This window comes from Salmonella enterica subsp. arizonae (genome assembly GCF_008692845.1).
Taxonomy (GTDB): Bacteria; Pseudomonadota; Gammaproteobacteria; order Enterobacterales; family Enterobacteriaceae; genus Salmonella; species Salmonella arizonae.
In genome coordinates this window covers 63,528-88,205 of sequence record NZ_VXJW01000011.1, presented here as the reverse complement: position 1 = coordinate 88,205, position 24,678 = coordinate 63,528, and the positions used below count along the sequence as shown (strand labels likewise).

Genomic DNA, 24,678 nt, shown 5'->3' with positions numbered 1-24,678 from the left:
CTTGTTCGGATTGAGAAATAATGAAAATATATGCTGGTAAATTATTGATATTGGCTGGAGTAATAACTCTGTTCGGTTGTCAACAAAATCCGAGTCACCCTGGAAAAGATGGTAGTATTAAAGAAATTATCTGGCCAGCGCCTGCAAGAGCAAAATTAGGTTCAGGGCAGGGTGTTTTCCCAACCCCAGAGAATATAACTCTGCTTGATAAAGGAGTGACGAAGGATCAGGTGTATTTACTATTAGGACGCCCTCATTTTGATGAAGGTCTTTTTTCTGTTCTGGAATGGGATTATCTTCTCCACTTCAGAACACCTGGTTATGGTCATCACGGAGTTACAACATGCCAACTCAAAATTATTTATAACTCAGATAAGCGAGTGTCCGGTATATACTGGAGAAGCGTTGGTTCTGAAAACATTATTTGTCCACCGATTTTACATGAAAAAGAAGAGACAAACAGATATACGCTTAATGCTGATATTCTTTTTAGGCTTAATGAGTATCAACTCAACATGTCAGATAAGAATTCACAAAATAATCTCGATAAAATAATTTCCTCTATTAGAGAAAGGGGTAAATATAGTAGTATCAGTGTCTATGGTTATGCAGACCGGCAAGGTACTCATCAACATAATATGAAACTTTCAGCTTTACGAGCAGGATATGTGAAAAAATACCTGGTATCTAGGGGTTTTCCTGAGGATAAAATATTTGCGAAGGGTATGGGGGAGGCAGTACCGGAAACCAGTTGTCCTGGATTAATAAACGAAAGGTTGACTGAGTGTTTACATCCGGACAGGAAGGTTACTGTAATTGTTACACCTGTCATCAATAATAGAAAGTGATTTAAGAAGGTAAAATATGAAAAAGTATCTATCCTTAGTGGGTCTTGGTATTATTTTACTTACATTGAATGCATGTCATCAGAAACCGGTAAAGAGTGTCGTAACTCCTATTACTGCACCAGTACAACATCAACTCCCTTCACTTGAGTTGTTAACACTAAGTGAGTCCGCCCATAATGGATGGTCGGAGGTTGAACTCATTGGAAGAAAATGGTACGTTGACTCTGACACAGCTTTGACACGTAGTGAACTTAACTCTTTGTCATTAGGACAGAATGACAAGAAAGAAATGTTTTTGAATATTATTCCTAATCAGCAAGGGCAAAGAAAAATCAATGAAGCTTTGCGTAAGAAAGTTGATTATGTATTGTTGGTATTAAATGGGCAAGCGATCTCTCTTTCGAAGATTAACTCCTCTCAGAAACTGCCATTTTATGTCGGCGATGAAAATACGACAATAAAAGTGGCCGAAGAGATTACACAAAAGAAAATTACTCACCAGTGAGTCATATGGGCCTCAGTGGCCCATTTAAGATAAATCTAATTTTTATTAGCTAAAGATAGACTTATTGTTAGCGTATAATAATGTGTAGAGATATTCATGGAAAAAATACGCCAAGCTTTTTTGTCTTCAAATTCAAGTATTGATTTTATTGAATACTGCTCGTGCCCCTATATAATACTTCCATGTTCACAGGATACACAGACGTCAGAACTTGATTGCTATATCGATGTTTTTTATATAAAAAAAGGGGTGGCTGAATTAATGTTTAATGCACCTCCATCAATAAAATTGTCACCAGGCGAATTTATCTTCCTTAACAGAAAGTGCAGCGATTGTTTTTTTTTAACGGGAGGGCAGGATACAGAGATATTGCAAACAAGAGTTGTCCCCAGAGGGTTATATAAAGATTTAATAGTGTACTATGGATGTTATAATAGCTTATATGTGCTGGATTCGGGCCATATTGATGTCATACCTGTAGCCAGCGAAATGATCAGCTTGTTGCTAAAGCTTCAGAAAACTAAGTCAGAGGCAATTCTTTCTCTGGAAGTGCCAATTTCACTTTTTTTTATACATATTTATCTTAATAAAGTTGCAAATTCTTCATTGCCTTTTAATAACACGGGGCATCAGTTTTTTAAGCTGATCCTGGAAATGATAAAAAGTCCTGATTATCCATGGCGTGTAAAAGATATGGCAAAAGAATACAATATGAACCCTAACTCTTTTATTAGTGAGTTCAAGAAGATATCAGGATTTACACCATGTAATTTTTTGAAAAAAACAAGACTGAACAGAGGACGACAGTTACTGGAGAATACGGATATTCCCGTAGCAGTAATTGCCCGCCAGTGTGGCTATAATAGCCATGCCTCTTTTGCGTTTTATTTCAAAAAGGAATATGGTTTATCCCCTCTAAAGATGCGTAATAATGCACAGAGTAAATATATGCTTGAGATATCAGAAAGACTTAATCAATAGTAGCTCATAATATGAGATTGTAGTAAGTGATATTTCCCCTAAAAGTTATCTTTATTCTACTTTTAGGGGGGCTATAGGGCTTTCACTAACCAACATCTGTTGTAAAACTAAACTTGGAAAGTTCTACTTTAAATCGAATCGATGGCAGATGAATATTATATATTGTATTTATGTCTAATTAATTACCGTTTATCAGTTTAAGCTCAAGTTAAACTAAATACTCGGTCTACTGATTTTATTGTTGACTCTCTGTGCGCAATAATTATTCGGGTAATGTTCAGAGATTTTATCGCGCTATTGACATAGTTTTCACTTTTACTATCCAGGGCACTTGTCGCCTCATCCATAAATAAAATACGTGGCTTACGATATAAAGCTCGTGCGATAAATAACCGCTGTTTCTGCCCTCCGGATAGACCCTCGCCCAATTCTCCCGTCAATGTGTCGTAACCCATCGGCATTGACATTATTGTATCATGAATAAAACTAGCCTTGGCACATTCAGCCATCCACTCATCATCAATATTCTCAGAAAAACCACAAATATTTTCGCGGATTGTCCCCGAGAAAAGTCGGTCATCCTGCATTACACAACCGGTAATTTTTCTGTAGTTATTAACCCCCATCTGTTGTATATCGTTTCCGTCAATAAGTACCTGTCCTGAGTCCGCCTTAAAAAGCCCGCATAATACTTTCATCAGCGTTGTCTTACCCGAGCCTGAAGGCCCTATTATAGCCACACTTTCCCCCGGAGAGACAGTAAGATTCAACTCGCTGAAAACCGGCATTGACTGTTGATCGTAACGAAAAGTAAGTGATTTTACCTCCAGGGATACTGGCGTTATTTTCTCCGACACTGGAATATCAGGTTTTACTGACTCTTGCTCGTTTAGAGCAATATCCGAGATACGTTCATTATGTAAACTCATCATCCTGAGCTGTAGTAGGAATCCCACCAGAGTTGAGATCCTGTCTGAAAATTGCATCCGGTACGCACCAAAGGCTACGAACATGCCAATTGTCATTTCATTGTCCATAACCAGACTGATACCAAGCCAGAGAATTATAGTTTGCTCACAGGCACTGATAAATATATTGAGCCCGCCAAAAAAAAGATCCATTTTAGTAACGCGAATTCCAGTATTAATTGCGTCCGTTTGCAGATTAAACCAGTGAGTATGGCGACGATCTGTCATCCCCTGCATTTTGATAGCAGCAATTCCATACAGGGTTTCCATAAAATATGAAGATACTCGGGCTTCCATGATCAGTTGTTCTTCAGAAAGCTGCCGATAATAGGTATAGGTAAAAAGACGAATAGCGATATATACCAAGGTGAACCCAAACACTACCCAGGTCAGGCTCTTACCATACAGCAACATCATGATTAGCAGTCCGCAAACCATGATTCCATCCATAATGGCCCCAACCATACTGGTGGTGAAAGTGGTACGTAATGTATTCAGGGAGCCAAATCTGGACTGTATGTCGCCAAGTTTTCTCCGCTCAAAATAAGAGAGAGGAAGGCGTAAAAGATGGGAAAAAAGCCCTGATTGCCACTGTATATTGACAAGCGTTCCCATAATTAATGAGATCCATGCACGTGATGTGCTTACTGTGGCCCTCAGTAAAATAAAAAACATAAGGCTAATACATATCATCGACAGTAGCCCACGATCTCCGGCTGGAAGTGCATGGTCCATAACCAGTTGGGTTCCTGCTGGTAAGATTAATCCAATAGCCTCTACTACTATTGAGAGAGCAAAAATTTTTAGCAGCGCACCTTTTATTCCATGAATACTATTTATAAGCGTAACCAGATTCAGCCGCTTTTTAACTCGTTCTCTTCTGAATGTACTCCCTGGCCAGAGCTCCAGCGCAATGCCTGTGAAACATTTTGAGGCTTCGGCTTTGCTAACAATAATTCTCCCCCGGGCAGGATCATGAAGAACAAAGCCATTACGCTTCACACTCACCAGTACTACAAAGTGATTAAAGTTCCAGTGGAGAATACAGGGTCGCCGTAGCACATTAAGTTCATTCAGATCCAGTGATAATGCCCGCGCAGTCATACCCATCTGTACTGCTATTGTACGAATACTGTAAAGCGTTGCCCCGCGGGAAGATATATTGAATTGTTGGCGCAGGGAAAACAGATCGATACTCTTTCCATAGTGACCGAAAACCATTGCAAGGCATGCAATCCCACATTCTGACGATTCTGTCTGATGGATAACAGGTACACGTCTGAACAAGCTGATTTCTAACCGGGAAATGTACTTTTTTAATATTTCGCTATTCATTAACTGGCCCTGTGGTACTGTTCTTCATGTCGTAAAATGGGGACAACATCCATTGCCAAATTTTTCGTTTTTCGAGAAACAACGTTACCTGCGCCTTCATTCCGTTTTCCAGTGGGCGCGATTTACCGCCATAAGTGATACTTTGCCTGTCCAGTCGAGTGATGACTTTGTAATAGGGTACGGAGAGAGAAGATGTATTCTGGGGGGCGCCCTGGTATGTGCGCATTTCCTGTGGGGTTGCGGGTGCACGTGATATAGACTGAATAACTCCCGGAAACTGTCCGAATTTTTCTGCAGGGAATGCTTCATAACGAATATTAACCCTATCGCCAGTGGTTATATAAGGTACAGCAGTATTTGGCACCCAGAGCACCAGATAGTAGTGTCTGACGGTATCAGGTAAAATCTGAGCCAGACTGTCGCCAGCGCTGACCATCTGCCCTGTACTCACACTCAGTGAATCTATTTTTCCATCAGATAACGCACGAATAATGACAGCACTCTCAATATCTGTATTGATCAGTTCTTTCTGTAATTCATAACGCTGCAATATCATCTGATAAATCCGGTTATCGAATTCTGCAGCCTGAATTCGTATCTGACTTTCAAGGCTGGTTAACTGTAATGCATTCTGTTCATTCTGGCTATTCAGTCCCAGGAGGTTGCTCTGTTGCTGATAATAAATTGTTTCCTGATTCGTCAACTGATCTTTCGTAATCAAGCCTCGGGACTGGTACTGGCGATAATTATCCATATTTTTCTTCATGATTCGGATACCTTCTTCGGCATGACGAATGATATCGGACGAACTTTGAAGCGCCTGGATATACTGTATTTTCTGTTTTTCCAGAGCATCCAGTGTGGCTTTTTTGCTGTCCTTTAGCCCTGAGATAATATTATCCACCTGACGGATCTGGGTCGTGATATCTGCATGATGTCTGCTGCTGACCACGCCATTTCGAGTACTTTTACTGACATCAATTTGATATAGCGGTGTATTCTTTTTTACGACCTGCCCTTCCGTAACAAAGCGGTCAACAACAAATCCCTGCACATCGGAATAGATATTGACGGGACGCGGCCATGTCGTTACCTCTCCACTTACGGTAACACGACGCGTATAGTCCTTCGTAATAACAAAATATAAAAAGAAGGATAAAAAAAACAGACAAAAAAATATTACTATAATGGGAGGTATTCCCGGGAGTAGCAATGCCTTCCCATGCCATATCATTTTTCGGCTTTCCAGAGCTTCCTTACGGAACATAGTGTTATATGCCTTAGTCTTAATTCATCATTAATAAGGCACCCTACTATAATATGGGGTGGATAACAGGAAAACGGACTGCGTAGTGCTTAACGAAATGGGTGAAATGAAATATATCTTCATTAGATAAGATTATCACTCTATGTCAACGAGAAAAATATATTAAGGTATATTTCAGAGACTACTGAGATAACCAATAGCTGATGCCTGGTAACAATCTTACTGCCGCCTTACTGTGCTTCTGAGCCCATTGCTTAAACGCAGGAAGATCGCCAAAAAATCCGTCAAAATCCCAGTTACCAGCCACACATATTGAACCGTTTTGTGAAACGGCGATTATCAGGCCGGCATCGCGACCATCAACAAAAATGGCGTAGTTTGTGTCATAATCAATATCGAAATTTATCCAAACGTCGGATAATATTTGCGGACCATCCTCGCCACAGCAAATGTGTGCATGGCCAAAAACTCGGCTGTAGCCAGAAAGTCTGACAACACCTTCCAACACAGCATTATCAGTAACTACTGCACAATGCTCAATTAAACTAAAGCCAGAAACTCTGGCATTTCCACTTATTTCTGCGTAGTCTGAAATACGGCAATCGCCAGTAACTCGGGCATTTCCCAGGACGCGGGCATCATGATGAATCCAACATTCTCCTTCCTGAGAGAGATTATCGGTTGTTTGTATCCATCCACCAATGTCACCCCTTTTAAATCCGGATAATTCACTATCACGTAGTGCGCGAATGCGACGCAAGGCGACACCATTATAGTACTGAGTAATATTGGTTAGCTCGTATTTCATCGGTTCCATATTCGCTCTGAGAAAGATTAAAGAGAAGAGGTCATCTTCAATCTACCTGTAAGTAGAGTTGCAGTGCCGGTCGCTACCCGGTGAGTCACTGAATGATTAACAATGACCCGCATCACACATGATAAGCAGGTTAACCATTTATGCCCCAACGCTAGTGGGATTCACTACAACAATCCGAATAATACTTTTACAATATGAATGGGTATTTAGGATTTATCTGTTTAATAAACCGTGAAGTTAAAAACCACCATGCCATTCGGTCATCGGTTGGTTCCAGTAAGGTTTTGGTTTTAATGGTTCACTGATATTAGGAGCATGGGGGTCGAGTTTCCCTGGATTTTTACCATTATTATGTCCACATGCAGGGATCCCCAGAATTGAGTCTATGGCACATCCTGCTTTTGCTCCTAATTCACCACTAGTATAACCACCATAATCACCAAATCCGGCACCACAGATATTGTTGATTTCTTTTTCAGTCAATAAGTTCATCTTAACCTCTTTAATCCACTTTTTTTGTTTAAACCCAGCCTGATATTATCTTTTTTAAGAAGCATGGGAAGCATCAAGTCACAGAAAAAGACATCTGAAAGTAAAATTTTTTTTCAAGAGAAGTGCGTAATATTTTATATTTACCATTTAATATTTGATAATGCATTCAATGAAAAATATTTATATTGGAGTAAAAAACTATAAACGCATATTGTCTCCTCTACTTACTGTATTCCCTTAATGCAAATATCATTTTCAATGAGTTACAATGTGCAATATTATTTTCACATGAGATAAGTGAATCGACACGTGTTTAACAGATGCCTTAGAGTTATTTAAGATGGCTAAAAGAGAGGTGCCCATGAGTAGTAAGTGTTATCCCGGCGAGCTCAACATTGAAGCTGTCAAACAGGTTTTTAATCGTGGTCATTCTGTTTCCAGCGTTGCAACACATCTCGGTATCACCACCCAGTCTTTATGCCAGGATAAATGGCGGTCATGATTCCTGCCGATACATTTGATACCAAAATGATGATGAAAAAACGGGTATAGGGCTCTGTAACAGGCTGGATGGTTGCGGATTTTTATCCAGATGCGTTGAGAAGTTATAACGAGATGGTGGATGATTGTAATCGTCTGTGTTGCGTGACGGTACATTAACCACGCACAGACTGGCAGGCGTGCCAGTCTGATTTATGTTTAATAAATTTGAATAAGATTGGCAAATCATTCCGCTTTTAGCTGTTCGAATATCGGACTACGATTTATTGCATCGAGGAGTCCCTACTTAATCAAACAACTAAGTGAAAGGATTTATATCATGAAGATAATCAGAAATTTTGTCGCAGTTGTCGCTTTTACTACTTCTTTTGGTTCTTTCGCTGCGCAGTCAGTGACCGCAACGGATTCCACGCTGGAAAGTGCAGAAGCCAAAATCGCTGCGCAGGCTGAACAGGTTGGCGCAAGCGACTACAAAATTACTCAGGCTTACACGGGCAACCGCGTGCATATGACCGCTGAACTACTGAAATAACAGCCGCTATACCGTAGAAAGAGCGCCTTTGAGGCGCTTTTTGCTCTTAATGATTTAACAGCGAAATAAATGCTTCATAGCTATCTAACCTGCGAACCGTGTCGGCCGGATGGCGGTATATGACGCTAGCCAGATAACTGAAGATTTTCAGCTTGTGACGCGCAGCGGCGGCAGCGCAGGCGAGCAGCACATGGTCAACGGGCTCATTATTAACTTGTACGGGGTTCGCCAGGGGGATGAAAAATCCGCGGAAATGGAATTCCTGCTCGCTCCAGCAGTGGGGGATGGCGAGGTGATTGATAATCAGGTTCTCGCCTTCGCCTTCCCGGGCGCAGATTCGCAGCGCGTCATCCTCGGTGATGTGGGCCTGGCTCACCAATCGGTCACAAATTTGCCTGGTGATGGTATTCCAGTCTTCTCTCGGGAGATTCGGGTAATGAAAACTTCGTGCCTTAGAAAAGAAGCGTTCTGGCTGTTATTGATAATAAGTACCGGATCAATCTCCTGACTTATTGCGTTCACTTCGCCGGGCGTTCGCGCAATCATGACCCGACAATGAAGCACATCCCGCTCAATAGCCTGCTGATTAATGGTAGCAATCGCATTTTGATCGGATAACAAAACGATAGGGCGCCGCTCATTCTGATGCCGCTCCAGGGCGCAGGCTCATGTCGAACGCGGCGGGCCACGCGGACTTCAGGTTATTCATACTGCTCTGACGATGCTCCGGTAACCATATGGGCGCGGATACGCATCTAAGCAGATGACCGGTAATGTTATCGATGAGTTGGGCATCAATAATGTTTAACGAGGCGGCGCCGGGGACGCGTTGCAGTAGAGAACATACGGCGTCAGCGGAGAGGGTCATTGCCTGCTGTTGCTGTGCTTCCAGAAGGCCGATAAGCGTTCCGAACGCGTTCTCGCCAAGGTAGCTCCCTCCTTGCTCTACCGCCTTTTTCAGTGACGTATGCCGGCAATGCCGCCGGAGAGCGTATTGGCGGTAATCATCGGCAGCGGCGCGGCCAGCGCATAAGGGATCGCGGGTTCGGTAGCGACGGTAGCGCCCACCACAATCGCGCTGCTGGCGGCGGCCTTCTCCTGCAGGGTAAATAGCTTCGGCGCAAGATACGTAGCGATACCTGCCGCGACGGGCGGCATCAGCGCCACCACGCCGACAATGGCGTACTAGTCGTAGATATATTTTTCCAGCAGCGAGAAGCAGAAGAACCAGGCGGTTTTGTTGATTGGCCCGCCCATATCAAACGCCAGCATCGTGCCAACGAGGAAGGCCGCGCCCATTTTCATCGACGGTGGAATGGTGTTCAGGAAGTGCAGCAGGCCGCCCATCACGTCGGACATCACCGGGCCGATGACGTAATACGTCAGCACGCCGAACAACAGTAGCGTGACGAACGGGATAAGCATCGAGCCGAGCAGAGGCTGAAGCGCTTTGCCGAGACGGACTTAGCTCAACCCGCAGGCATGCATGACCGTAATTTCACTTTCGGTATACAGTTTGCCCAGCGTCATCAGAAGCCCCAGGAACAGGCTTAATGGCAGGATGAGCTGCGCCATTTCCGGTACGCCCAGCTCCAGAAGCGAGAGCACCAGATTGGCGGGAATATCGCCGTCTACCGCCGCCAATCACGAACGGCAGCGCGGGGGAAACGCCCGCCATCAGATGGCCCATCATGCTACCCTGCTGCACATCCTGCTTACCCAACTTGACGCCGCTATCGGCGGCGGCGATCTCCTCGTGGGTGAGGTGGTTTTCAACGCCGCTTGAACCCTGGGTCTCGACTTTAATAGTATGGCCGAGCGAACGCGCTTTTTGCTCCAGCGCTTCCGCCACCATAGAGGTGTGGGCGATTCCCGCCGGGCAGTTGGTGATCGCTACTAAACGTAAGGATGACTCCATAGCCGCTTCCTTATAAGTTTTGTGTTTGATTTAACAAAGAAAGTACCTGGTCGGCATTCCCTTGCTTTAACAGGTTGATAAAATCCTGGTGGATGATTTTGCGGCACAGGGTGCCGATAATTTTGACCTGATCGTCTTCGCCAGCCAGCGGTAAGCCGAGGCAGGCCCAGCAGTTCACGCCCTCGCCGTCGCTGGCCTTCCAGTCCACGTTTTCAGATTTGCGCGTGAACAAAACAAAGGGATGCTTCACGCAGGCGCTTTTACCGTGCGGTACGGCGATGCCTGAGCCGTACCTCGTGGAATGCAACGTTTCCCGCAGTAGCAGCGTTTGCAGGAACTGATGACGATCGGTGATATAGCCGTTCTGGAACGCCATTTCTGCCAACTGTTTAAGAATGGAGTAAGCGCTGTTGCCCTGAATACTGAGATCGATGCAGTTCGTTGTAAGGGCGGTCATGATGTGGCTCCGTTAAAATCTGTTTAATCTGATTTTAACGAAGAGACGGTCAAGAGATGAGCGGTAATATGTCGGGAGGGAGTGACAATATGCCGTTAAGTTTCTTCCTGATTTTGCGGAGTGTCACACACTATACAGCATTATATAACCCTGATGAATTTTCCATGTCAGGGTTACGATAGGTTCAATGTAAGCCCGCCAGCCGCAGCAGTGCCGTCACTACCGCGGCGGCGATAATCACCACAATAAGCGGCATTTTACGCCAGGCTAAAAATACGGCGAAGGCGACGCCCAATACGCGCGCCATGCCGGCGAAATGTTCGCCTTCGTAAAAGGTGGTCGCCAACGCGACGGAGAATAGCAGCACCGTTGCCGTATCCGACAGCAGCGCCTGTGAACGCTCAGACAGCGCCAGACGGCTGCCAAGTTTCGCTCCGCCGAGGCGCATCAAATAGGTTCCTGCGGATAAAAGAGCAATACCGATAATAAATAGCGTCATATTGCCCATTATTTTTTCCTCGCCAGTAGGCCAAGCAGCGAAAGCAACACCGGCAATCCGGCAGCCACAAAGGGAACAGCGGCAAGCGACAGCGCGGCGCCGCTGCAACCCCGAATCAATGTGGTGCGGTTTTTAAACGCCGGGATCACCAGCGCCAGTAAGATCGCCGGGAATACGGCATCCAGACCAATGGTCTCCGGCGCGGGCAGCAATTTGCCGACCAGTGTGCCGAGTAGTGTCCCTGTCGGCCATAAAATGGCGACGCCTAACCCGCATAGCCAGTAAGCCGCTTTACGCTGTTCCGGCGTTTTTTGCGACAGGCCGAACACCACGCTCTCATCATTCATGATATGGCAGCCGAAAAAGCTGGCGGCGCGGGTACCGACCAAATCGCGCACCGTTACGCCAAACGGCACGTGGCGCGCATTCACCAGCAGTCCCGCCGCCGCCGCTGCCAGCGGGTTGCCGCCGCTGGCGACAATGCCGATAAACATAAACTCGGACGCGCCCGCCAGCACAAAAATAGAGAGTACAAACGGCACCCATATCGGGAAACCGTAGGCCATCGCCAGCGAGCCATAGGACATGCCGACGACGCCCACGGCCAGGCACACTAAAAATATCGCTTTTATCGTGTCTCCCTTGAGACAGGAAAAATAGTGTTTCATCTTCTTTAGTCATATCGAACGAATTTTCATTATAATGAACGGAACAGATTTGCTTTACAAGACGAACGTTTCGTTCGTTATAGTGAACGTTGGATGCTTTATGACACAACCTATTAGCGTTATTGCCAGAAGCCTGGTACGCGAACGCCAGCGAACCGGACTGTCGCTGGCGGAGATTGCGCGGCGCGCAGGCATCGCTAAATCTACGCTTTCACAACTGGAAGCGGGGAATGGCAACCCCAGCCTGGAGACACTATGGGCGCTGTGCGTCGCGCTCGACATTCCCTTTGCCAGGCTGCTGGAGCCGCAGGTACAAAAAACGCAGGTGATTCGCCGCGGGGAAGGCACCAAAGTGGTGGCGGAGCAGGCGCATTATCAGGCGATACTCCTGGCGGCGTGTCCGCCCGGCGCGCGGCGCGATATCTATCTTCTGTTGACGCAACCGGGGGCAGACCGGATCTCTCACCCGCATCCGCCGGGGTCGGTGGAACATATTATTATTACGCAGGGAAAAGCCCTCGTCGGTTTAACCGACGCGTCGGAAGAGCTGGCGGAGGGGGATTACATTTGTTATCCTGGCGACCAGGCGCATATCTTTAAAGCGCTGGAGCCGGATACCCAGGCGATCCTGGTGGCGGAACAGAACTGAGAATGGTAGGCCCGGTAAGCGTCAGCGCTACCGGGCAATGGCTTAAGCCAGCCAGAACACCTCTTTAAGCTCCGCGCTAACCGGACTGTTATCCGGATTTGCGGGCATCACATCACGCATATGCTTCCACCAGCGCTGGCAAATATCGGTACTGGCGACGGCGTTCCATCGCGCTTCGGATTCAATCTCAACGGTAGCGAAAAGAAGATTGCGTTCCACATCAAGATAAATCGCGTAGTGATGTGCGCCGTGAGATTTTAGTACCGCTTCCAGCTCCGGCCAGATAGGGTTATGACGACGCTGATACTCCTCGTGCGCGTCGGCATTTACCTGCATTACAAAGGCTTTGCGGATCATAATGCCTCCAGGTACAGCTCACGCACTTCGTCGCGGCTGGCGGTGCGCGGGTTACACGGCGCACATGGGTCAGCTAACGCTTTATCCAGCCAGCCTTCGATATCGTCTTTCGTCACTCCCAACTGACTAAAACCTTCCGGAATACCGACGCGTTTGCTTAACGCGCGGATGGCGTTGATCGCTTCCTGGCTTGCGGCTTCGTCAGACATACCACGCGTATCTACGCCCATTGCCTGCGCGAGGCGGGCAAAACGCGCCACGGCGTTCGGACGGTTAAAGTTCTCGATAATTGGCAGCAGAATAGCGTTGCAGACGCCGTGCGGTAGGTTGTGGGTTGCGCCCGGCTGGTGCGCCAGAGCGTGAACCAGCCCAAGTCCGGCGCTGTTGAACGCCATGCCTGCCAGATACTGGCCGAATGCCATCTGCTCACGCGCTTCAAGGTTATGACCATCATCAACCGCTTTCGGTAGCCACAGGTTAATCAGCCGAACCGCTTCTAACGCGTTAGCATCGGTGAGCGGATGCGCGCCGACAGATACGTAGGCTTCTACCGCGTGGGTGAGCGCATCCATACCGGTCGCGGCGGTTACAGAAGCGGGGATTTCCAGCATTACGCTGGCGTCGTCCACCGCGATATCCGGGATGATGTTTGGATCGATAATGACTTCTTTTACCTGACGCTCGGTGTCGATGATAACCGCATTGCTGGTCATTTCCGCCGCGGTGCCTGCCGTAGTGTTAATCGCCACCAGCGGTACGCCGGCGTTTTTCACTTTGCCGACGCCGGAGTAGGCGGTGGAAGGGCCTGGATTGGCGGTGAGGATTTTCACTGCCTTCGCGGTGTCGATCGGGCTGCCGCCGCCGAAGGCGATGATGTAATCACAGGCTTCCGCCTGGTACGCCGCATAGCCTTTTTGCACAAGGGCTTCGGTGGGGTTCGGGAACACTTTATCAAACAAATGATAATGCATGTTATGCGCATCCAGAGCGCTGAACAGATTGTCTAACAGGCCGAGTTTGACCAGTTGACTGTCGGTGACGATCAGCGCCTTACCCCATTGCTTATTGGCGATCAGCTTGACCATATCGCCAATAGCCCCTGCGCCGTGCAGACTGATTTTCGGCAATGCCAACATAAAGCTCATAAACATTCTCCTTGAAAATAGTTCCCTGTAGGCTGGATAAGGCGAAGTCGCTATCCGGCGCTGGGTTATCAATACAGAGCTATGGCGCTGGCCAGCGGGGTCACGCCAAAGCGTTTAGCGAGCGCCGTCAGCTCGTCACGCGCGATCGTCTGTTTCATACCGCCCATCGAATAGATTTTGACTAATACTTCAGCGGATTTCTCTGCGGTATCTATCAAACCGAAGGTTTCATCCAGCGTAGGTCCGCTTCCGAACACGCCGTGGAACGGCCACAATACCAGCGAATGTTTCTGCATTTCTTGTGCGGTGGCCTGGCCGATTTCATCGGTGCCTGGCACCATCCACGGCAGAATGCCGACGCCGTCCGGGAATACGACCAGGCATTCGGTGCTGCCTTCCCACAGTTTGCGGGTGATAAGCGCAGTGTTGTTTTCCAGTACATAGGTCAGGGCAATCAGGTTGGTGGCGTGGCAGTGCATGATCACGCGGTCTTTGCCGTGGGTGGCTTTGATGCGCTCGCAGTGGGAGAGGAAATGCGCCGGGAGTTCGGAGGTGGGTACGGCATTGTGGGTTAAGCCCCACAGAATGTGGTAGCCCGCGCCCTCGCTGTCGATTTTGACCACGCCTAAATTGGCTGACGGATCAAGCTGAACGTTGCGGAAAAATTTGCCGGAGCCGGTAACGATAAACGGCGTATTCGCCAGCAGCGGCATCGGTTGGCTTAGTGCGATATAGCGTGGTTTTTCTTCGAAATCAGCAGTAAAAGGCGCGATATCCACTTCATCAAGACGCAGCGTCAGATTACCGCCGTTACGTTCGTCCCAGCCTTTCAGCCAGGCGTCGGAGGTGGCTTTAATCATCCCCTGGACGAACCAGGAAGTAGTAATGTTTTGCATGTTCGTGTTCCTGTTTATTATCCGAAGCGTCCCGGATTTCATGTAGGCCGGATAAACGTTGCGCCATCCGGCAATGGTGTTTCGTTTATTGCCGGACGGCGACGCTGACGCGCCTTATCCGGCCTACAATTTGCGATGTTTAGCGACGTTTGCTCAGAATCTCTTTTTCATATGCCCGCACGCTTTCCAGCCACTGACTGCCTGTCGGCGTGTCGTGACGCTGACAATACATTTCCCAGACGGCCTGCCACGGCAGGGATTTTTGCTCTTCCAGTAGCGCCAGACGTGCGGTGTAATCGCCGCTAGCCTCAAGCTGACGCAGTTGATCTGTCGGTTCCAGCAGCGCGCGCAGCAGCGCTTTTTTCATGTTGCGGGTACCGATAACCCACGCGGCGATGCGATTGATAGAAGCGTCGAAGAAATCCAGACCGATATGAACGCGGTCGAACAGGTTATGACGAACAATTTCGCTGGCAATCGCCTGGGTTTCATCGTCCAGCAGCACCACGTGGTCGCTATCCCAGCGTACCGGGCGGCTGACATGCAGCAGCAGGCGCGGCACATACAGCATGGCGGCGGATATTTTGTCGGAAATCACTTCAGTGGGATGGAAGTGGCCTGCATCAAGGCACAACGCGGTCTGGCGGCTGGCGGCGTAGCCCATGTAGAACTCATTGGAGCCGACGGTGTAGCTTTCCGCGCCAATGCCAAACAGTTTGCTTTCTACCGCATCGATGTGGTGTGCCGGGTCGAATTTTTCGCTAATGACCTCATCCAGTGCTTCCAGCAGGCGCTGACGCGGGGCTAAACGGTCGACGGTAATGTCTTTCATGCCGTCCGGGATCCAGATGTTCATCACCGACGGCGTACCGAGTTGCTCACCGAAGTATGCCGAGACGCGGCGACTGGCTTTGCAGTGATCGATCCAGAACTGGCGGATATTGTCGTCGGCGTGCGCCAGAGTGAAACCATCGGCGCTCAGCGGATGCGAAAAGCAGGACGGGTTAAAGTCCAGCCCGAGCTTATGCGCCTTTGCCCACGCCACCCAGTTTTTAAAATGCTCAGGTTTGATCTGATCGCGGGCAACCGGCGTATCCGACTCAAGGTAAATGGCGTGCAGGTTCAGCCGTTTTGGCCCCGGAATCAGACTCAGCGCTTTTTCCAGATCGGCGCGCAGTTCGGTGGCATTACGCGCTTTGCCCGGATAATTGCCGGTAGCCTGAATTCCGCCCGTCAGCGAACCTTCCGGATTTTCGAATCCGGCAACATCATCGCCCTGCCAGCAGTGCATGGATACCGGCAGGCGATCGAGCTGGCGCAATGCCTCCTCGACATCAATACCTACTGCGGCGAAACGTTGTTTTGCCAGTTCCCAGGCTTGTTCCAGTTGAGTGGTCATGCGCAAAGCTCCTTTGTCTGTCGAGTTGGTTGAAACTGCGCAACGTAGCGGGCAATTTCACTATCAGGATTAGGGGTATACGTTGTCAGGTCGTAGTTAGCGCTGACGACCTGACGGAAGTCATCAACGTTGTTTAATTCGTCGAGGGTCATAAGCTGGACACCAATATTGCCGAGGGTGGAGGCTTCAATCGGCCCAGCCATCACGCAAATACCACAGGCATCGGCGCACAACTGGTTGAGTAGCGCGTTCTGGCAACCGCCGCCAACAATATGCAGTTGGGTAAATGCTTCGCCGCGCAGATTTGCCAGTTCGTGCAGAATGTCGGCATACAACAGCGCCAGACTGTCGAAAATGCAGCGCGCCAGCTCGGCATCGCTGACGGGAACGGGCTGGTCGGTCTCGCGACAGGCGGTCTGGATTTCGGCGCGCATATCGTCAGGATTGATAAAGCGATCGTCATTCGGGTTAATCAGGAAACGGCAGGCCGGCAGCGCTTTCGCTTGGGCGATAAGCGCAGGCAGATCGGTAATGCGCCGTTCTTTCAGCACGCGCTGGAGCAACCATAAACCCATAATGTTTTTCAGTACCCGATAGCGCCCTTCAGCGCCGCCTTCGTTGGTGATATTGGCGGCCAGCGCGTCGTCGGTGGTGTAAGGCATTTTGTTTTCAAAACCCATTAACGACCAGGTGCCTGAAGACAGGTAGGCGCTATGTTTATTTGCCAGCGGAGAGGCAATAACGGCGCTGGCGGTATCGTGGCTGGCGACGGCTACCACTGGAATACGGTTGCCCTGCGGGCAAATCCAGTCGCCGATAACATTGCCCGGGTGCATGGGACGGCCGAACCAGCTTTTTTTCGCGCCGGTCCACGCCAACAGGGTATCGTCCCAGTCATCGGTATTAATATTGACCAACTGGGTGGTCGTGGCGTTGGTATATTCCCAGTTCATTTCACCGGTCAGGCGGTAGCTGAAATAATCGGGCATCAGCAGCGCATGAGCGACCTGCGCCGTTAACTCAGGCTGTTGCTTCGTCAGCGCGCGTAGCTGATAGACGGTGTTAAACGGCAGAAACTGAATCCCGCTGCGGCGATAGATTTCGCTTTTGCCGATCTGGACCAGCGCTTGCGACATGATGCCCATGGTACGGTTATCGCGGTAGGAGACCGGCAGGCCGACACGCTGACCGTGTTTATCCAGCAGGACATAATCGACGCCCCAGGTGTCGATGCCGATGCTGTCGATAAGAATGCCTTCATCGCAGACTTTCTTCAGACCAAGACGAATGTTCTTTTCCAGGCTGTCGATATCCCATGTGTCAAACCCCTCTGTTTTTTGCAGGTAGTTCACAAAACGGTGGATTTCACGTAGCGTTAGGGTACGGTGTTTGCTGTCGTAACGCGCCAGCATCACGCGCCCGCTGGATGCGCCGAGATCAACCGCGACACAATGGCGAAAAGTCATAGTGAGGTCCTTCTTAGAATCATTGCGCACAGTCTAAAAAAGCCCTCAAAGGCCTACCTTCTCGTTACTGACAGGAAAATGAGCCGCTGGCAACAAAGCAAAGATGAACGTGATGGCGTTCACATTTTCTACTAATAAGCCGGTGTGATGTCGTCCGCATTTCCCGATTTTTCCCGCCTTTTCTTGAAAAAAAGACCATGTTTGCGCGCTTTGGCGTCAAAAATTTAAGGTGAGACCGATAACCCTTAATTACTATCACCAGGTCGGGGAAATTCGGCGAAAGACGCCTGGAGGCGAGGCTGGCGCGCCTTATCGGGATAATGGCTTCAGCCAGCTTCATTCATCAGGAAGGGATACATCATGACGGTACTGCATAGCGTGGATTTTTTTCCATCAGGCAAAGCGCCCGTGGCGATTGAACCTCGTTTGCCGCAAGCCGCTTTCCCTGAACATCATCATGATTTCCATGAAATCGTGATTGTGGAACACGGTACGGGTATTCATGTCTTCAACGGGCAGCCGTATACCATCAGCGGCGGTACAGTGTGCTTTGTACGCGATCACGACCGACATTTGTATGAACATACCGATAACTTATGCCTGACGAATGTGCTGTGGCGTTCACCGGAAGCCTTTCAGTTTCTGGCGGGACTGGAGCAGTTGCTGCCGCAGGAGCAGGATGGTTACTATCCTTCCCACTGGCGGGTGAATCAGAGCGCTTTGCAGCAGGTGCGCCAGTTGGTCGGTCTAATGGAACGCGCCGGAGACGGCATGGATGCGCCAGCCGTGGCGAATCGCGAAATTTTGTTTATGCAGTTACTGGTATTGTTACGCCGCAGTAGCCTGATGGAAGGCGCGACCGATAACGACGCAAAACTTAACCAACTGATGGCATGGCTGGAAGATCATTTTGCGGAGGAGGTCTGCTGGGAGGCGGTAGCGGAGCAATTTTCACTGTCGCTACGCACGCTGCATCGTCAGCTTAAGCAGCATACCGGGCTGACGCCGCAACGTTACCTTAATCGCCTGCGTTTGATCAAAGCCCGGCATTTATTGCGCCATAGCGATCATAGCGTGACAGAAATCGCGTATCGCTGCGGTTTTGGAGACAGTAACCACTTTTCGACCCTGTTTCGCCGTGAATTTAACTGGTCGCCGCGGGATATCCGCCAGGGACGCGATGCGATACCCCAGTAACGCGAATGTTATCAACGTTTTCGTGGCCAATTTGCTGATAATTATACTCTTTAATGCCGGATAAGCGTAGCGCCATCCGGCAAGTATCCAACTTGAGGTGCTGCGGTGGCAAATCAGTTAATTCTTCTGAAAAAAGATTTTTTTACTGATGAGCAGCAGGCTGTCACGGTTGCCGATCGCTATCCACAGGATGTTTTTGCGGAACATACGCATGAGTTTTGCGAACTGGTGATGGTCTGGCGGGGCAATGGCTTACACGTTCTCAATGACCGTCCATACAGAATTACCCGCGGCGATCTGTTTTATATTCGCGCTGAAGACAAACACTCCTATACTTCCGTTAACGATCTGGTGCTGCAAAATATCATTTATTGCCCGGAGCGTTTGAAACTCAATGTAAATTGGCAGGCGCTGATTCCCGGCTTTCAGGGAGCGCAATGGCATCCTCACTGGCGGCTGGGCAGTATGGGAATGAATCAGGCGCGACAGGTCATTAACCAGCTTGAACATGAGAATAATGGACGCGATCCGCTGGCGAATGAGATAGCGGAATTGCTGTTTGGTCAACTGGTGATGACGTTAAAACGGCATCGCTACGCGACCGACGATCTTCCGGCGACCTCCAGAGAAACCCTGTTGGATAAATTAATTACCGCTCTGGCTAATAGTCTTGAGTGTCCCTTTGCGCTGGATGCGTTTTGCCAGCAGGAACAATGCAGCGAACGGGTGCTGCGGCAGCAGTTTCGCGCCCAGACTGGGATGACGATTAATCAATATTTACGCCAGGTTCGCATTTGCCACGCACAGTATCTGCTTCAACATAGTCCACTCATGATTAGCGAGATTTCGATGCAGTGCGGCTTTGAAGATAGTAACTATTTTTCGGTGGTGTTCACGCGGGAAACCGGGATGACGCCGAGCCAATGGCGTCATCTCAGTAATCAAAGCGATTAACTGGCCATGCCTAAACCGACAATATTCGCCGCGATAATAATTACCACGCAGCCGAGGCTTAATACGGCAACGGGACGGCGGCCAGCATTTTTCCACTCTTTTAGCACCAGACCGACAAGCCCCCCGCACAGCACATAGAAGCTCATGTGCAGCATCCAGCTCATGTAGTCATATTGCGCTGGAATGCGCGCGTGGCCCCAGGCATAGAAAAAGAACTGTAAATACCACATCAGACCGCCAAGCGCGGACAGCAGAATATTGCTGATAATCAACGGTCTTGCCAGCGAGAAGTCGGCTTTTATCGACAGATTTTGCACTTTTGCCAGGCGGATAAAACAGAAACCGAGGTTAACCAGCGCGCCGCCGCCCATAATCACCACGTAACTCGGCAGCGCGACATAGAGCGGGTCAACGCCAAGCGCGGCAGCAGCTTCATGCATCGGTTTCGCGGCGTTCATGGCAAAAGACATCCCCGCCGAGAAAATACCGCACATCACTGCCAGCAGAAGCCCTTTCTTCAGATTGAACTCCTCTGCTTTAATGCCCATTTTGCGTTCTTTTAACTGTCCGGCGCGCGTCACAATCCCGACGCCTATCAGCGCGACAAAAACGCCAAGTAGCGTCATGCGCCCCCCTTCGGTATGGATTAACACATCGAAGTTACCGTTGATGATAGGCGTCATCAGCGTGCCGACGATAAGCGTAATGCCGATAGCGATGCCGATACCCATCGACATACCGAGATAACGCATGGTCAGACCGTAATTAATATTGCCGATGCCCCACATGGCGCCGAACAGAAAAACCGGTAAAAGGGTGGAGAGGTTAAACTGTCCATAATAGGCCCAGAAATCGGGCAGTAAGAGGGCGCTAATTGTCCACGGCAGAATAAGCCATGAGACGATGCCGCCCACTGACCACATGGTTTCCCATGACCACTGTTTCACTTGCTTGAACGGGGCATAGAAGCAGGCTGCACTGGCCGCACCTATCAAATGCCAGAAAATCCCCATCGTAATCGCGTTACTCATGACATGTTCCTCATTATTTTTTGGACGGGATACCCCTTCCGTCTGCATGAGTTTAAAAATTGCGCAGCCTGGTAACCTTGTAACGTTTGCCGCCGTTGGATGTATTCTGGCAATCAGCACGTTAACGAGGTGATTAACTTCACGTTTTAAAAAAGTCGAAACGGATCGTGACCGCGTGAATGTTATTTAAATCGGTGGGGAATATTTGTTTTCTAAAATGCCTTCATAATAACGACAAAAAACAGCTTAATTGGCACTAATGCAAAGGAAATGCTGCGTAAGATCACATAATGGGGAAAATCTGACTTATTGTTCGATAAAGTAATGGTCATACAACAATTATCTAGTTTTTTATATTTGTGATTTAAATATATGAAGATTAATGTTAGTTATCAATGAAATATAATTATAAGGAAACACCTATATTAACAGTGCTAATGGTGTTTTTGTTTTTACTTTATTTTGCGAATATAAATTTCATTTATTTTATTTTGCTTTTTGAACATTGTCCCAATTTTAAATTAAAAAGAGTTGCCTATGTTGTCGCTATCCATATTGCGTATTATGGTTGTAATTGAATGAGATAAAATGCTATTTTAATTTTAAATTAAATGGGTTCCATTATGAGAAAAACTCTTTTCTTACTATTACCTCTTATTGTAACAAATGCGCACGCAGTATATGTCGGTGTTCGTCATGAATATCTTGATGATAGTAAAGCTAACTATGACCGTGCGTATATTGCGCATCGTTTTGCCAATGGTTTTGGTTTTGCGATAGAAGCTATCTCAAAATCAGGAGGGGATGACACCAATAAAGCGTTTAATGATCTGGAAACGCAGGGTAACGAGTATACGATAAGCTATCAATTTAAAACGGGCGATGTCGTTTGGCAGCCAGATTTTTTTACCTGGAGAGCCTTCCTATAATGATCATTGTGCGTAGGCCGGATAAGGCGCTAACCGCCATCCGGCAACGAGGCGCGACAGAAAATGAAGCGCTTACATGATGCCCAGTAGCCGGGGCAAAAACAGAGTGATTTCCGGAAGGTAAGTAATTAATAACAAAACGCCGATAATTGCCCCGTAAAAAGGCATCAGCGGTTTGATAACGTCCTCAACTTTGACCTTTCCTACGCTTTCCCCTGCGTATAACCCGCTGCCAACGGGTGGAGTAATAGTGCCAATCGCCAGGTTATCAATCATGATAATACCGAAATGGGCCGGATCGACGCCCAGTTTAGTCATAATCGGCAACAGAATCGGGGTAAATATCAGGATTGCAGGGCCGATATCCATAAATGCGCCGATAATCAGCAAAAAAGCGGTGATGACTAACAGGATAACCAGTTTATTGGCGGAAATAGCGAGGATCATATCGCTCAGCGCCGCAGGGATATTAGTGATCGACATTGAGAAGGACATCGCCGAAGAGGTCCGCCAGCAAGAACATAATGACCCCGGTCATGACCACCGTTTGCAGTAAAATTGAAGGTAAATTCTTAATTTTCAGCGTGCGGTAAAACACCATCGTCAGCAATAACGTATACACCACGGCGATAGCGGACGCTTCAATCGCAGTAAAAATCCCCTGTACGATACCCCCGACGATAATAACGATCAGCAGCAGGCTGGGAATCGCTTCTATGGCGAATTTTAGCTCTATCCCCTTCTGGACGGTAAAAAAGACCCGGTAGTTATGGCGTTTAGCGACCACCAGTGTGACCAACATACAGCCAACATCCCACAACACTCCCGCTACCAGACCGCCGGCGAACACGGCGGCAATAGATGTTCCTCCGCTTACCAGCGCGTAAAGAATAAAAGCCGTGGTGGGCGGAATTAACATCCCCGTCGGCGCGGAGGCGATATTCACCGCGGCCGCAAAACCGCGATCGTAACCTTCACGCGCGCTCATCGGCACTCTGACGCCGCCGATGGATGTTGAGGCGGCAATCGCCGATCCGGAAATCGCGCCAAACATCATATTGCCGACGATGTTGATATACGACAGCGAACCGGGCAGTTTGCCAGTAAACAGTTTGGCAAAATTGACCAGTCGGGCGGCAATTCCCCCGATATTCATGATAACCCCGGATAAAACGAAGAACGGCACGGCCAGCAAGGCGAAACTGTCCAGACTGGAGAACATTTTCTGCGCGGTGGCGAACATCGAAATATCAAAAGGCAGCACCAGCATCATGGTACTGAAAGAGGCGATAACGATGCAGATCCCGATAGGCGCGCCCATCGCCAGTAAAACAACAAAAACGGCAATTAGCGTACAGGACGCAAAAATAGGGTCAATCATGTGATTTCTCCAGAGTGTGCTTATTGGTATCTGTGGCGGAATGGATAGCTGTCAGGGCGTCAACGATATTCAGTAGCCCATAGAGGATGATCAGTACGCCCGCGCAGGGAAGCGCGTAATAAAGTTTCCCCCATCGGAATGCCCAGCGCAGGCGAGATTTGCAGCATAGAAATAGCAGAGATTTTTAAGCCGCCGATAATCAACACCCAAATGGAAAACGCGATAAAAATGACCTGCAGGACGATATCCCACCAGCCGAGAATCATCGGCGATACCTTATCCAGGAAGAGGGTCAGACTTATATGCTGTTTTTGGCCGGCGACAAAAGCCATCCCCAGCATTGATACCCACACCAGCAGAAATCACAGCATCTCTTCGATAATGGTACTGGGAACGCCCAGAATGTAGCGGCTCACCACCTGCCAGCAGGCGATGCCAACCATCATAGCCAGCACAAGGCAGCAGATAGCGCCCAGCAATAAATCAAGTCCTTTTCTGAATATGTTCATCTTAGTTTCCTGATGAGATTAATTTTTTGCTATCTGGATACGTTGATACAGCCCGTAAAGCCGCGGCTTGTTTTTCAGTCCGTCGTAAATAGGCTGTACCGCCGCCAGCCTGGTTTTCTCTATTTCCTTGTCCCATGCGGCTTTTTCAAATTCGATCGATGCCTGAATGGCGGCTTTGACGATGCGTTGCTGTTCTGGCGTCAGCTTTTTCTGCGTGAGGGTGCTCATTAACAGGATATCGGGAATGCGGGTGTGCATATCGTAGGTGTAATAACGGGCGACTTCGCCGTGGCGGGCGATAGTGAGGGCGAACTCATTGTTTTCCGCGCCGTCGAGAATGCCTTGCTGTAATAAGGTATAAACCTCCGCCTGGCTCATGGCGATGGGCGAGGTTCCCAGCAGTTTGAGGGTCTGGATCGCCGTCTCACTCTGCATTACGCGGATCTTCTTCCCGCGTAAATTCTCAATGCGTTTAATCGGCGCTTTGCTCATATAAAAATTACGCGCGCCGGAATCATACCTGTCCACGCCAATAAATCCCTGTGCTGCGGTGGACTGATAAACAGGTTACATCACCTGCGGATTATCCATTCCGCGGTAGTACTCATCGACGCTGGTAAACAGGTAGGGGAGTGAGAAAGCGCCGTACTCAGGCGAAAAACTCTCCATCAGACCGGACGACACTTTGGTGATGTCGACGACGCCTACCTGTGTTAACTCCACCAGTTCGCGCTCGCCGCCAAGCTGCCCGTCCGGGAAGTACTGTACTTTGATATCGCCGCCCGTTTTCGCTTCAACTTGTTGCCCAAAGAAATGCAACGCATCTTTTACAGGCTGGCTATTTTCACCGCGTAGGCCAGGCGCAAAATGGTTTCGCCGTGTGAGCAGAAAGAGAATGTGGAGAGTAAGGCCAGCGTAGCCAGACGTATAAAATCAGGTTGTTTCATGATTCCTTCGCAATTGTAATAATTTTGCGA

At 48.5% G+C, this 24,678-nt stretch carries 22 protein-coding genes and 8 pseudogenes; 9 read left to right on the top strand and 21 right to left on the bottom strand.

Annotation, left to right across the window (positions count from 1 at the left end):
* Positions 1 to 20: 20 nt before the first annotated feature.
* The 3 genes from F4V61_RS18090 (at position 21) to F4V61_RS18080 (ending at position 2,334) form a co-directional block, all read left to right on the top strand.
* Positions 21 to 848, top strand: coding sequence for an OmpA family protein (locus F4V61_RS18090; protein WP_080161164.1), 828 nt, complete (start codon positions 21 to 23; stop codon positions 846 to 848).
* 16 nt (positions 849 to 864) lie between these two features.
* Positions 865 to 1,353 carry a hypothetical protein gene (locus F4V61_RS22520; protein ID WP_000760439.1) on the top strand — a complete coding sequence of 163 codons (489 nt, stop codon included), beginning with the start codon at positions 865 to 867 and terminating at the stop codon, positions 1,351 to 1,353.
* 96 nt (positions 1,354 to 1,449) lie between these two features.
* Positions 1,450 to 2,334 carry a helix-turn-helix transcriptional regulator gene (locus tag F4V61_RS18080; protein ID WP_058346052.1) on the top strand — a complete coding sequence of 295 codons (885 nt, stop codon included), beginning with the start codon at positions 1,450 to 1,452 and terminating at the stop codon, positions 2,332 to 2,334.
* 203 nt (positions 2,335 to 2,537) lie between these two features.
* Here the strand turns inward: F4V61_RS18080 and F4V61_RS18075 are convergent, their stop codons facing one another.
* From F4V61_RS18075 to F4V61_RS18060, 4 genes are all read right to left on the bottom strand, one after another.
* Positions 2,538 to 4,637, bottom strand: a complete 2,100-nt coding sequence (locus F4V61_RS18075; protein WP_079828369.1) for a peptidase domain-containing ABC transporter — start codon at positions 4,635 to 4,637, stop codon at positions 2,538 to 2,540.
* The gene (locus F4V61_RS18070; protein ID WP_000488564.1) at positions 4,630 to 5,904 is read right to left on the bottom strand and encodes an HlyD family secretion protein; all 1,275 of its coding nucleotides are present in this window, start codon (positions 5,902 to 5,904) and stop codon (positions 4,630 to 4,632) included. Before F4V61_RS18070 ends, F4V61_RS18075 begins: the two co-directional genes overlap by 8 nt.
* 181 nt (positions 5,905 to 6,085) lie before the next feature.
* Positions 6,086 to 6,712: a hypothetical protein gene (locus F4V61_RS18065; RefSeq protein WP_000873051.1), complete on the bottom strand. Its 627-nt coding sequence runs from the start codon at positions 6,710 to 6,712 to the stop codon at positions 6,086 to 6,088.
* A gap of 246 nt (positions 6,713 to 6,958) precedes the next feature.
* Positions 6,959 to 7,213: a hypothetical protein gene (locus tag F4V61_RS18060; protein WP_001664842.1), complete on the bottom strand. Its 255-nt coding sequence runs from the start codon at positions 7,211 to 7,213 to the stop codon at positions 6,959 to 6,961.
* 361 nt (positions 7,214 to 7,574) lie between these two features.
* On the opposite strand from F4V61_RS18060, the pseudogene F4V61_RS18055 reads away from it, so the two are divergent.
* A pseudogene (locus F4V61_RS18055) lies at positions 7,575 to 7,691 on the top strand (IS3 family transposase); the annotation flags it as partial.
* Positions 7,692 to 8,033: 342 nt separating this feature from the next.
* Entirely contained in the window at positions 8,034 to 8,246 is a 213-nt protein-coding gene (locus F4V61_RS18045) for a YdgH/BhsA/McbA-like domain containing protein (RefSeq protein ID WP_058819898.1), read from the top strand.
* Positions 8,247 to 8,292: 46 nt separating this feature from the next.
* On the opposite strand, the pseudogene F4V61_RS18040 reads toward F4V61_RS18045, so the two are convergent.
* The 8 genes and pseudogenes from F4V61_RS18040 to F4V61_RS18010 form a co-directional block, all read right to left on the bottom strand.
* A pseudogene (locus tag F4V61_RS18040) lies at positions 8,293 to 9,207 on the bottom strand (PTS sugar transporter subunit IIA); the annotation flags it as partial.
* Positions 9,204 to 9,404, bottom strand: coding sequence for a hypothetical protein (locus F4V61_RS22885; RefSeq protein WP_012210742.1), 201 nt, complete (start codon positions 9,402 to 9,404; stop codon positions 9,204 to 9,206). The gene F4V61_RS22885 and the pseudogene F4V61_RS18040, both read right to left, overlap by 4 nt.
* 27 nt (positions 9,405 to 9,431) lie before the next feature.
* Positions 9,432 to 9,671 carry a hypothetical protein gene (locus F4V61_RS22880; protein WP_012210741.1) on the bottom strand — a complete coding sequence of 80 codons (240 nt, stop codon included), beginning with the start codon at positions 9,669 to 9,671 and terminating at the stop codon, positions 9,432 to 9,434.
* A 42-nt stretch (positions 9,672 to 9,713) separates the two neighbouring features.
* Positions 9,714 to 9,887 (bottom strand): annotated as a pseudogene (locus F4V61_RS18030) (LptF/LptG family permease); the annotation flags it as partial.
* A gap of 151 nt (positions 9,888 to 10,038) precedes the next feature.
* A pseudogene (locus F4V61_RS22875) lies at positions 10,039 to 10,101 on the bottom strand (hypothetical protein); the annotation flags it as partial.
* A 73-nt stretch (positions 10,102 to 10,174) separates the two neighbouring features.
* Positions 10,175 to 10,621 (bottom strand): PTS fructose transporter subunit IIA, encoded by a 447-nt coding sequence (locus tag F4V61_RS18020; protein WP_079828367.1) that lies wholly within the window; start codon positions 10,619 to 10,621, stop codon positions 10,175 to 10,177.
* Between the two features lie 184 nt (positions 10,622 to 10,805).
* Entirely contained in the window at positions 10,806 to 11,129 is a 324-nt protein-coding gene (locus tag F4V61_RS18015) for an AzlD domain-containing protein (RefSeq protein WP_079828365.1), read from the bottom strand.
* The gene (locus F4V61_RS18010) at positions 11,129 to 11,788 is read right to left on the bottom strand and encodes an AzlC family ABC transporter permease (protein ID WP_038397271.1); all 660 of its coding nucleotides are present in this window, start codon (positions 11,786 to 11,788) and stop codon (positions 11,129 to 11,131) included. Before F4V61_RS18010 ends, F4V61_RS18015 begins: the two co-directional genes overlap by 1 nt.
* A 100-nt stretch (positions 11,789 to 11,888) precedes the next feature.
* Between F4V61_RS18010 and F4V61_RS18005 the strand changes: the two genes are divergently transcribed.
* Positions 11,889 to 12,437: a helix-turn-helix domain-containing protein gene (locus F4V61_RS18005; RefSeq protein WP_179128243.1), complete on the top strand. Its 549-nt coding sequence runs from the start codon at positions 11,889 to 11,891 to the stop codon at positions 12,435 to 12,437.
* A gap of 42 nt (positions 12,438 to 12,479) precedes the next feature.
* Here F4V61_RS18005 and rhaM read toward each other — a convergent pair whose 3' ends face one another.
* The 5 genes from rhaM to rhaB form a co-directional block, all read right to left on the bottom strand.
* Positions 12,480 to 12,794, bottom strand: a complete 315-nt coding sequence (gene rhaM, locus F4V61_RS18000) for an L-rhamnose mutarotase (protein ID WP_000619479.1) — start codon at positions 12,792 to 12,794, stop codon at positions 12,480 to 12,482.
* Positions 12,791 to 13,939, bottom strand: a complete 1,149-nt coding sequence (gene fucO / locus F4V61_RS17995; protein ID WP_000009266.1) for a lactaldehyde reductase — start codon at positions 13,937 to 13,939, stop codon at positions 12,791 to 12,793. The genes rhaM and fucO overlap by 4 nt, the downstream gene beginning before the upstream one ends.
* 68 nt (positions 13,940 to 14,007) lie before the next feature.
* On the bottom strand, positions 14,008 to 14,835 hold the full coding sequence (rhaD, locus tag F4V61_RS17990) for a rhamnulose-1-phosphate aldolase (protein ID WP_038397269.1): 828 nt from the start codon (positions 14,833 to 14,835) through the stop codon (positions 14,008 to 14,010).
* Between the two features lie 139 nt (positions 14,836 to 14,974).
* A complete protein-coding gene (gene rhaA, locus F4V61_RS17985) occupies positions 14,975 to 16,234 on the bottom strand; it encodes an L-rhamnose isomerase (protein ID WP_000211458.1) in 1,260 nt (419 codons plus the stop codon).
* Entirely contained in the window at positions 16,231 to 17,700 is a 1,470-nt protein-coding gene (gene rhaB / locus F4V61_RS17980; protein ID WP_079782023.1) for a rhamnulokinase, read from the bottom strand. The genes rhaA and rhaB overlap by 4 nt, the downstream gene beginning before the upstream one ends.
* A 360-nt stretch (positions 17,701 to 18,060) precedes the next feature.
* Between rhaB and rhaS the strand changes: the two genes are divergently transcribed.
* Together rhaS and rhaR are read left to right on the top strand one after the other, a co-directional pair.
* Complete coding sequence (gene rhaS, locus F4V61_RS17970; protein WP_000217121.1) at positions 18,061 to 18,897, top strand: HTH-type transcriptional activator RhaS; 837 nt, start codon at positions 18,061 to 18,063, stop codon at positions 18,895 to 18,897.
* 105 nt (positions 18,898 to 19,002) lie between these two features.
* On the top strand, positions 19,003 to 19,851 hold the full coding sequence (rhaR, locus tag F4V61_RS17965; protein ID WP_058346046.1) for an HTH-type transcriptional activator RhaR: 849 nt from the start codon (positions 19,003 to 19,005) through the stop codon (positions 19,849 to 19,851).
* On the opposite strand, the gene rhaT is transcribed toward rhaR, so the two are convergent.
* On the bottom strand, positions 19,848 to 20,882 hold the full coding sequence (rhaT, locus tag F4V61_RS17960) for an L-rhamnose/proton symporter RhaT (RefSeq protein WP_000063541.1): 1,035 nt from the start codon (positions 20,880 to 20,882) through the stop codon (positions 19,848 to 19,850). The genes rhaR and rhaT overlap by 4 nt on opposite strands.
* 611 nt (positions 20,883 to 21,493) lie before the next feature.
* Between rhaT and F4V61_RS17955 the strand changes: the two are divergent.
* Positions 21,494 to 21,787 (top strand): annotated as a pseudogene (locus F4V61_RS17955) (oligogalacturonate-specific porin KdgM family protein); the annotation flags it as partial.
* Between the two features lie 96 nt (positions 21,788 to 21,883).
* Here the strand turns inward: F4V61_RS17955 and F4V61_RS17950 are convergent.
* The 3 pseudogenes from F4V61_RS17950 to F4V61_RS17940 form a co-directional block, all read right to left on the bottom strand.
* Positions 21,884 to 23,192 (bottom strand): annotated as a pseudogene (locus F4V61_RS17950) (TRAP transporter large permease).
* Positions 23,185 to 23,701 (bottom strand): annotated as a pseudogene (locus F4V61_RS17945) (TRAP transporter small permease). The pseudogenes F4V61_RS17950 and F4V61_RS17945 overlap by 8 nt, the downstream one beginning before the upstream one ends.
* An 18-nt stretch (positions 23,702 to 23,719) precedes the next feature.
* A pseudogene (locus F4V61_RS17940) lies at positions 23,720 to 24,648 on the bottom strand (TRAP transporter substrate-binding protein).
* Between the last annotated feature and the right edge of the window lie 30 nt (positions 24,649 to 24,678).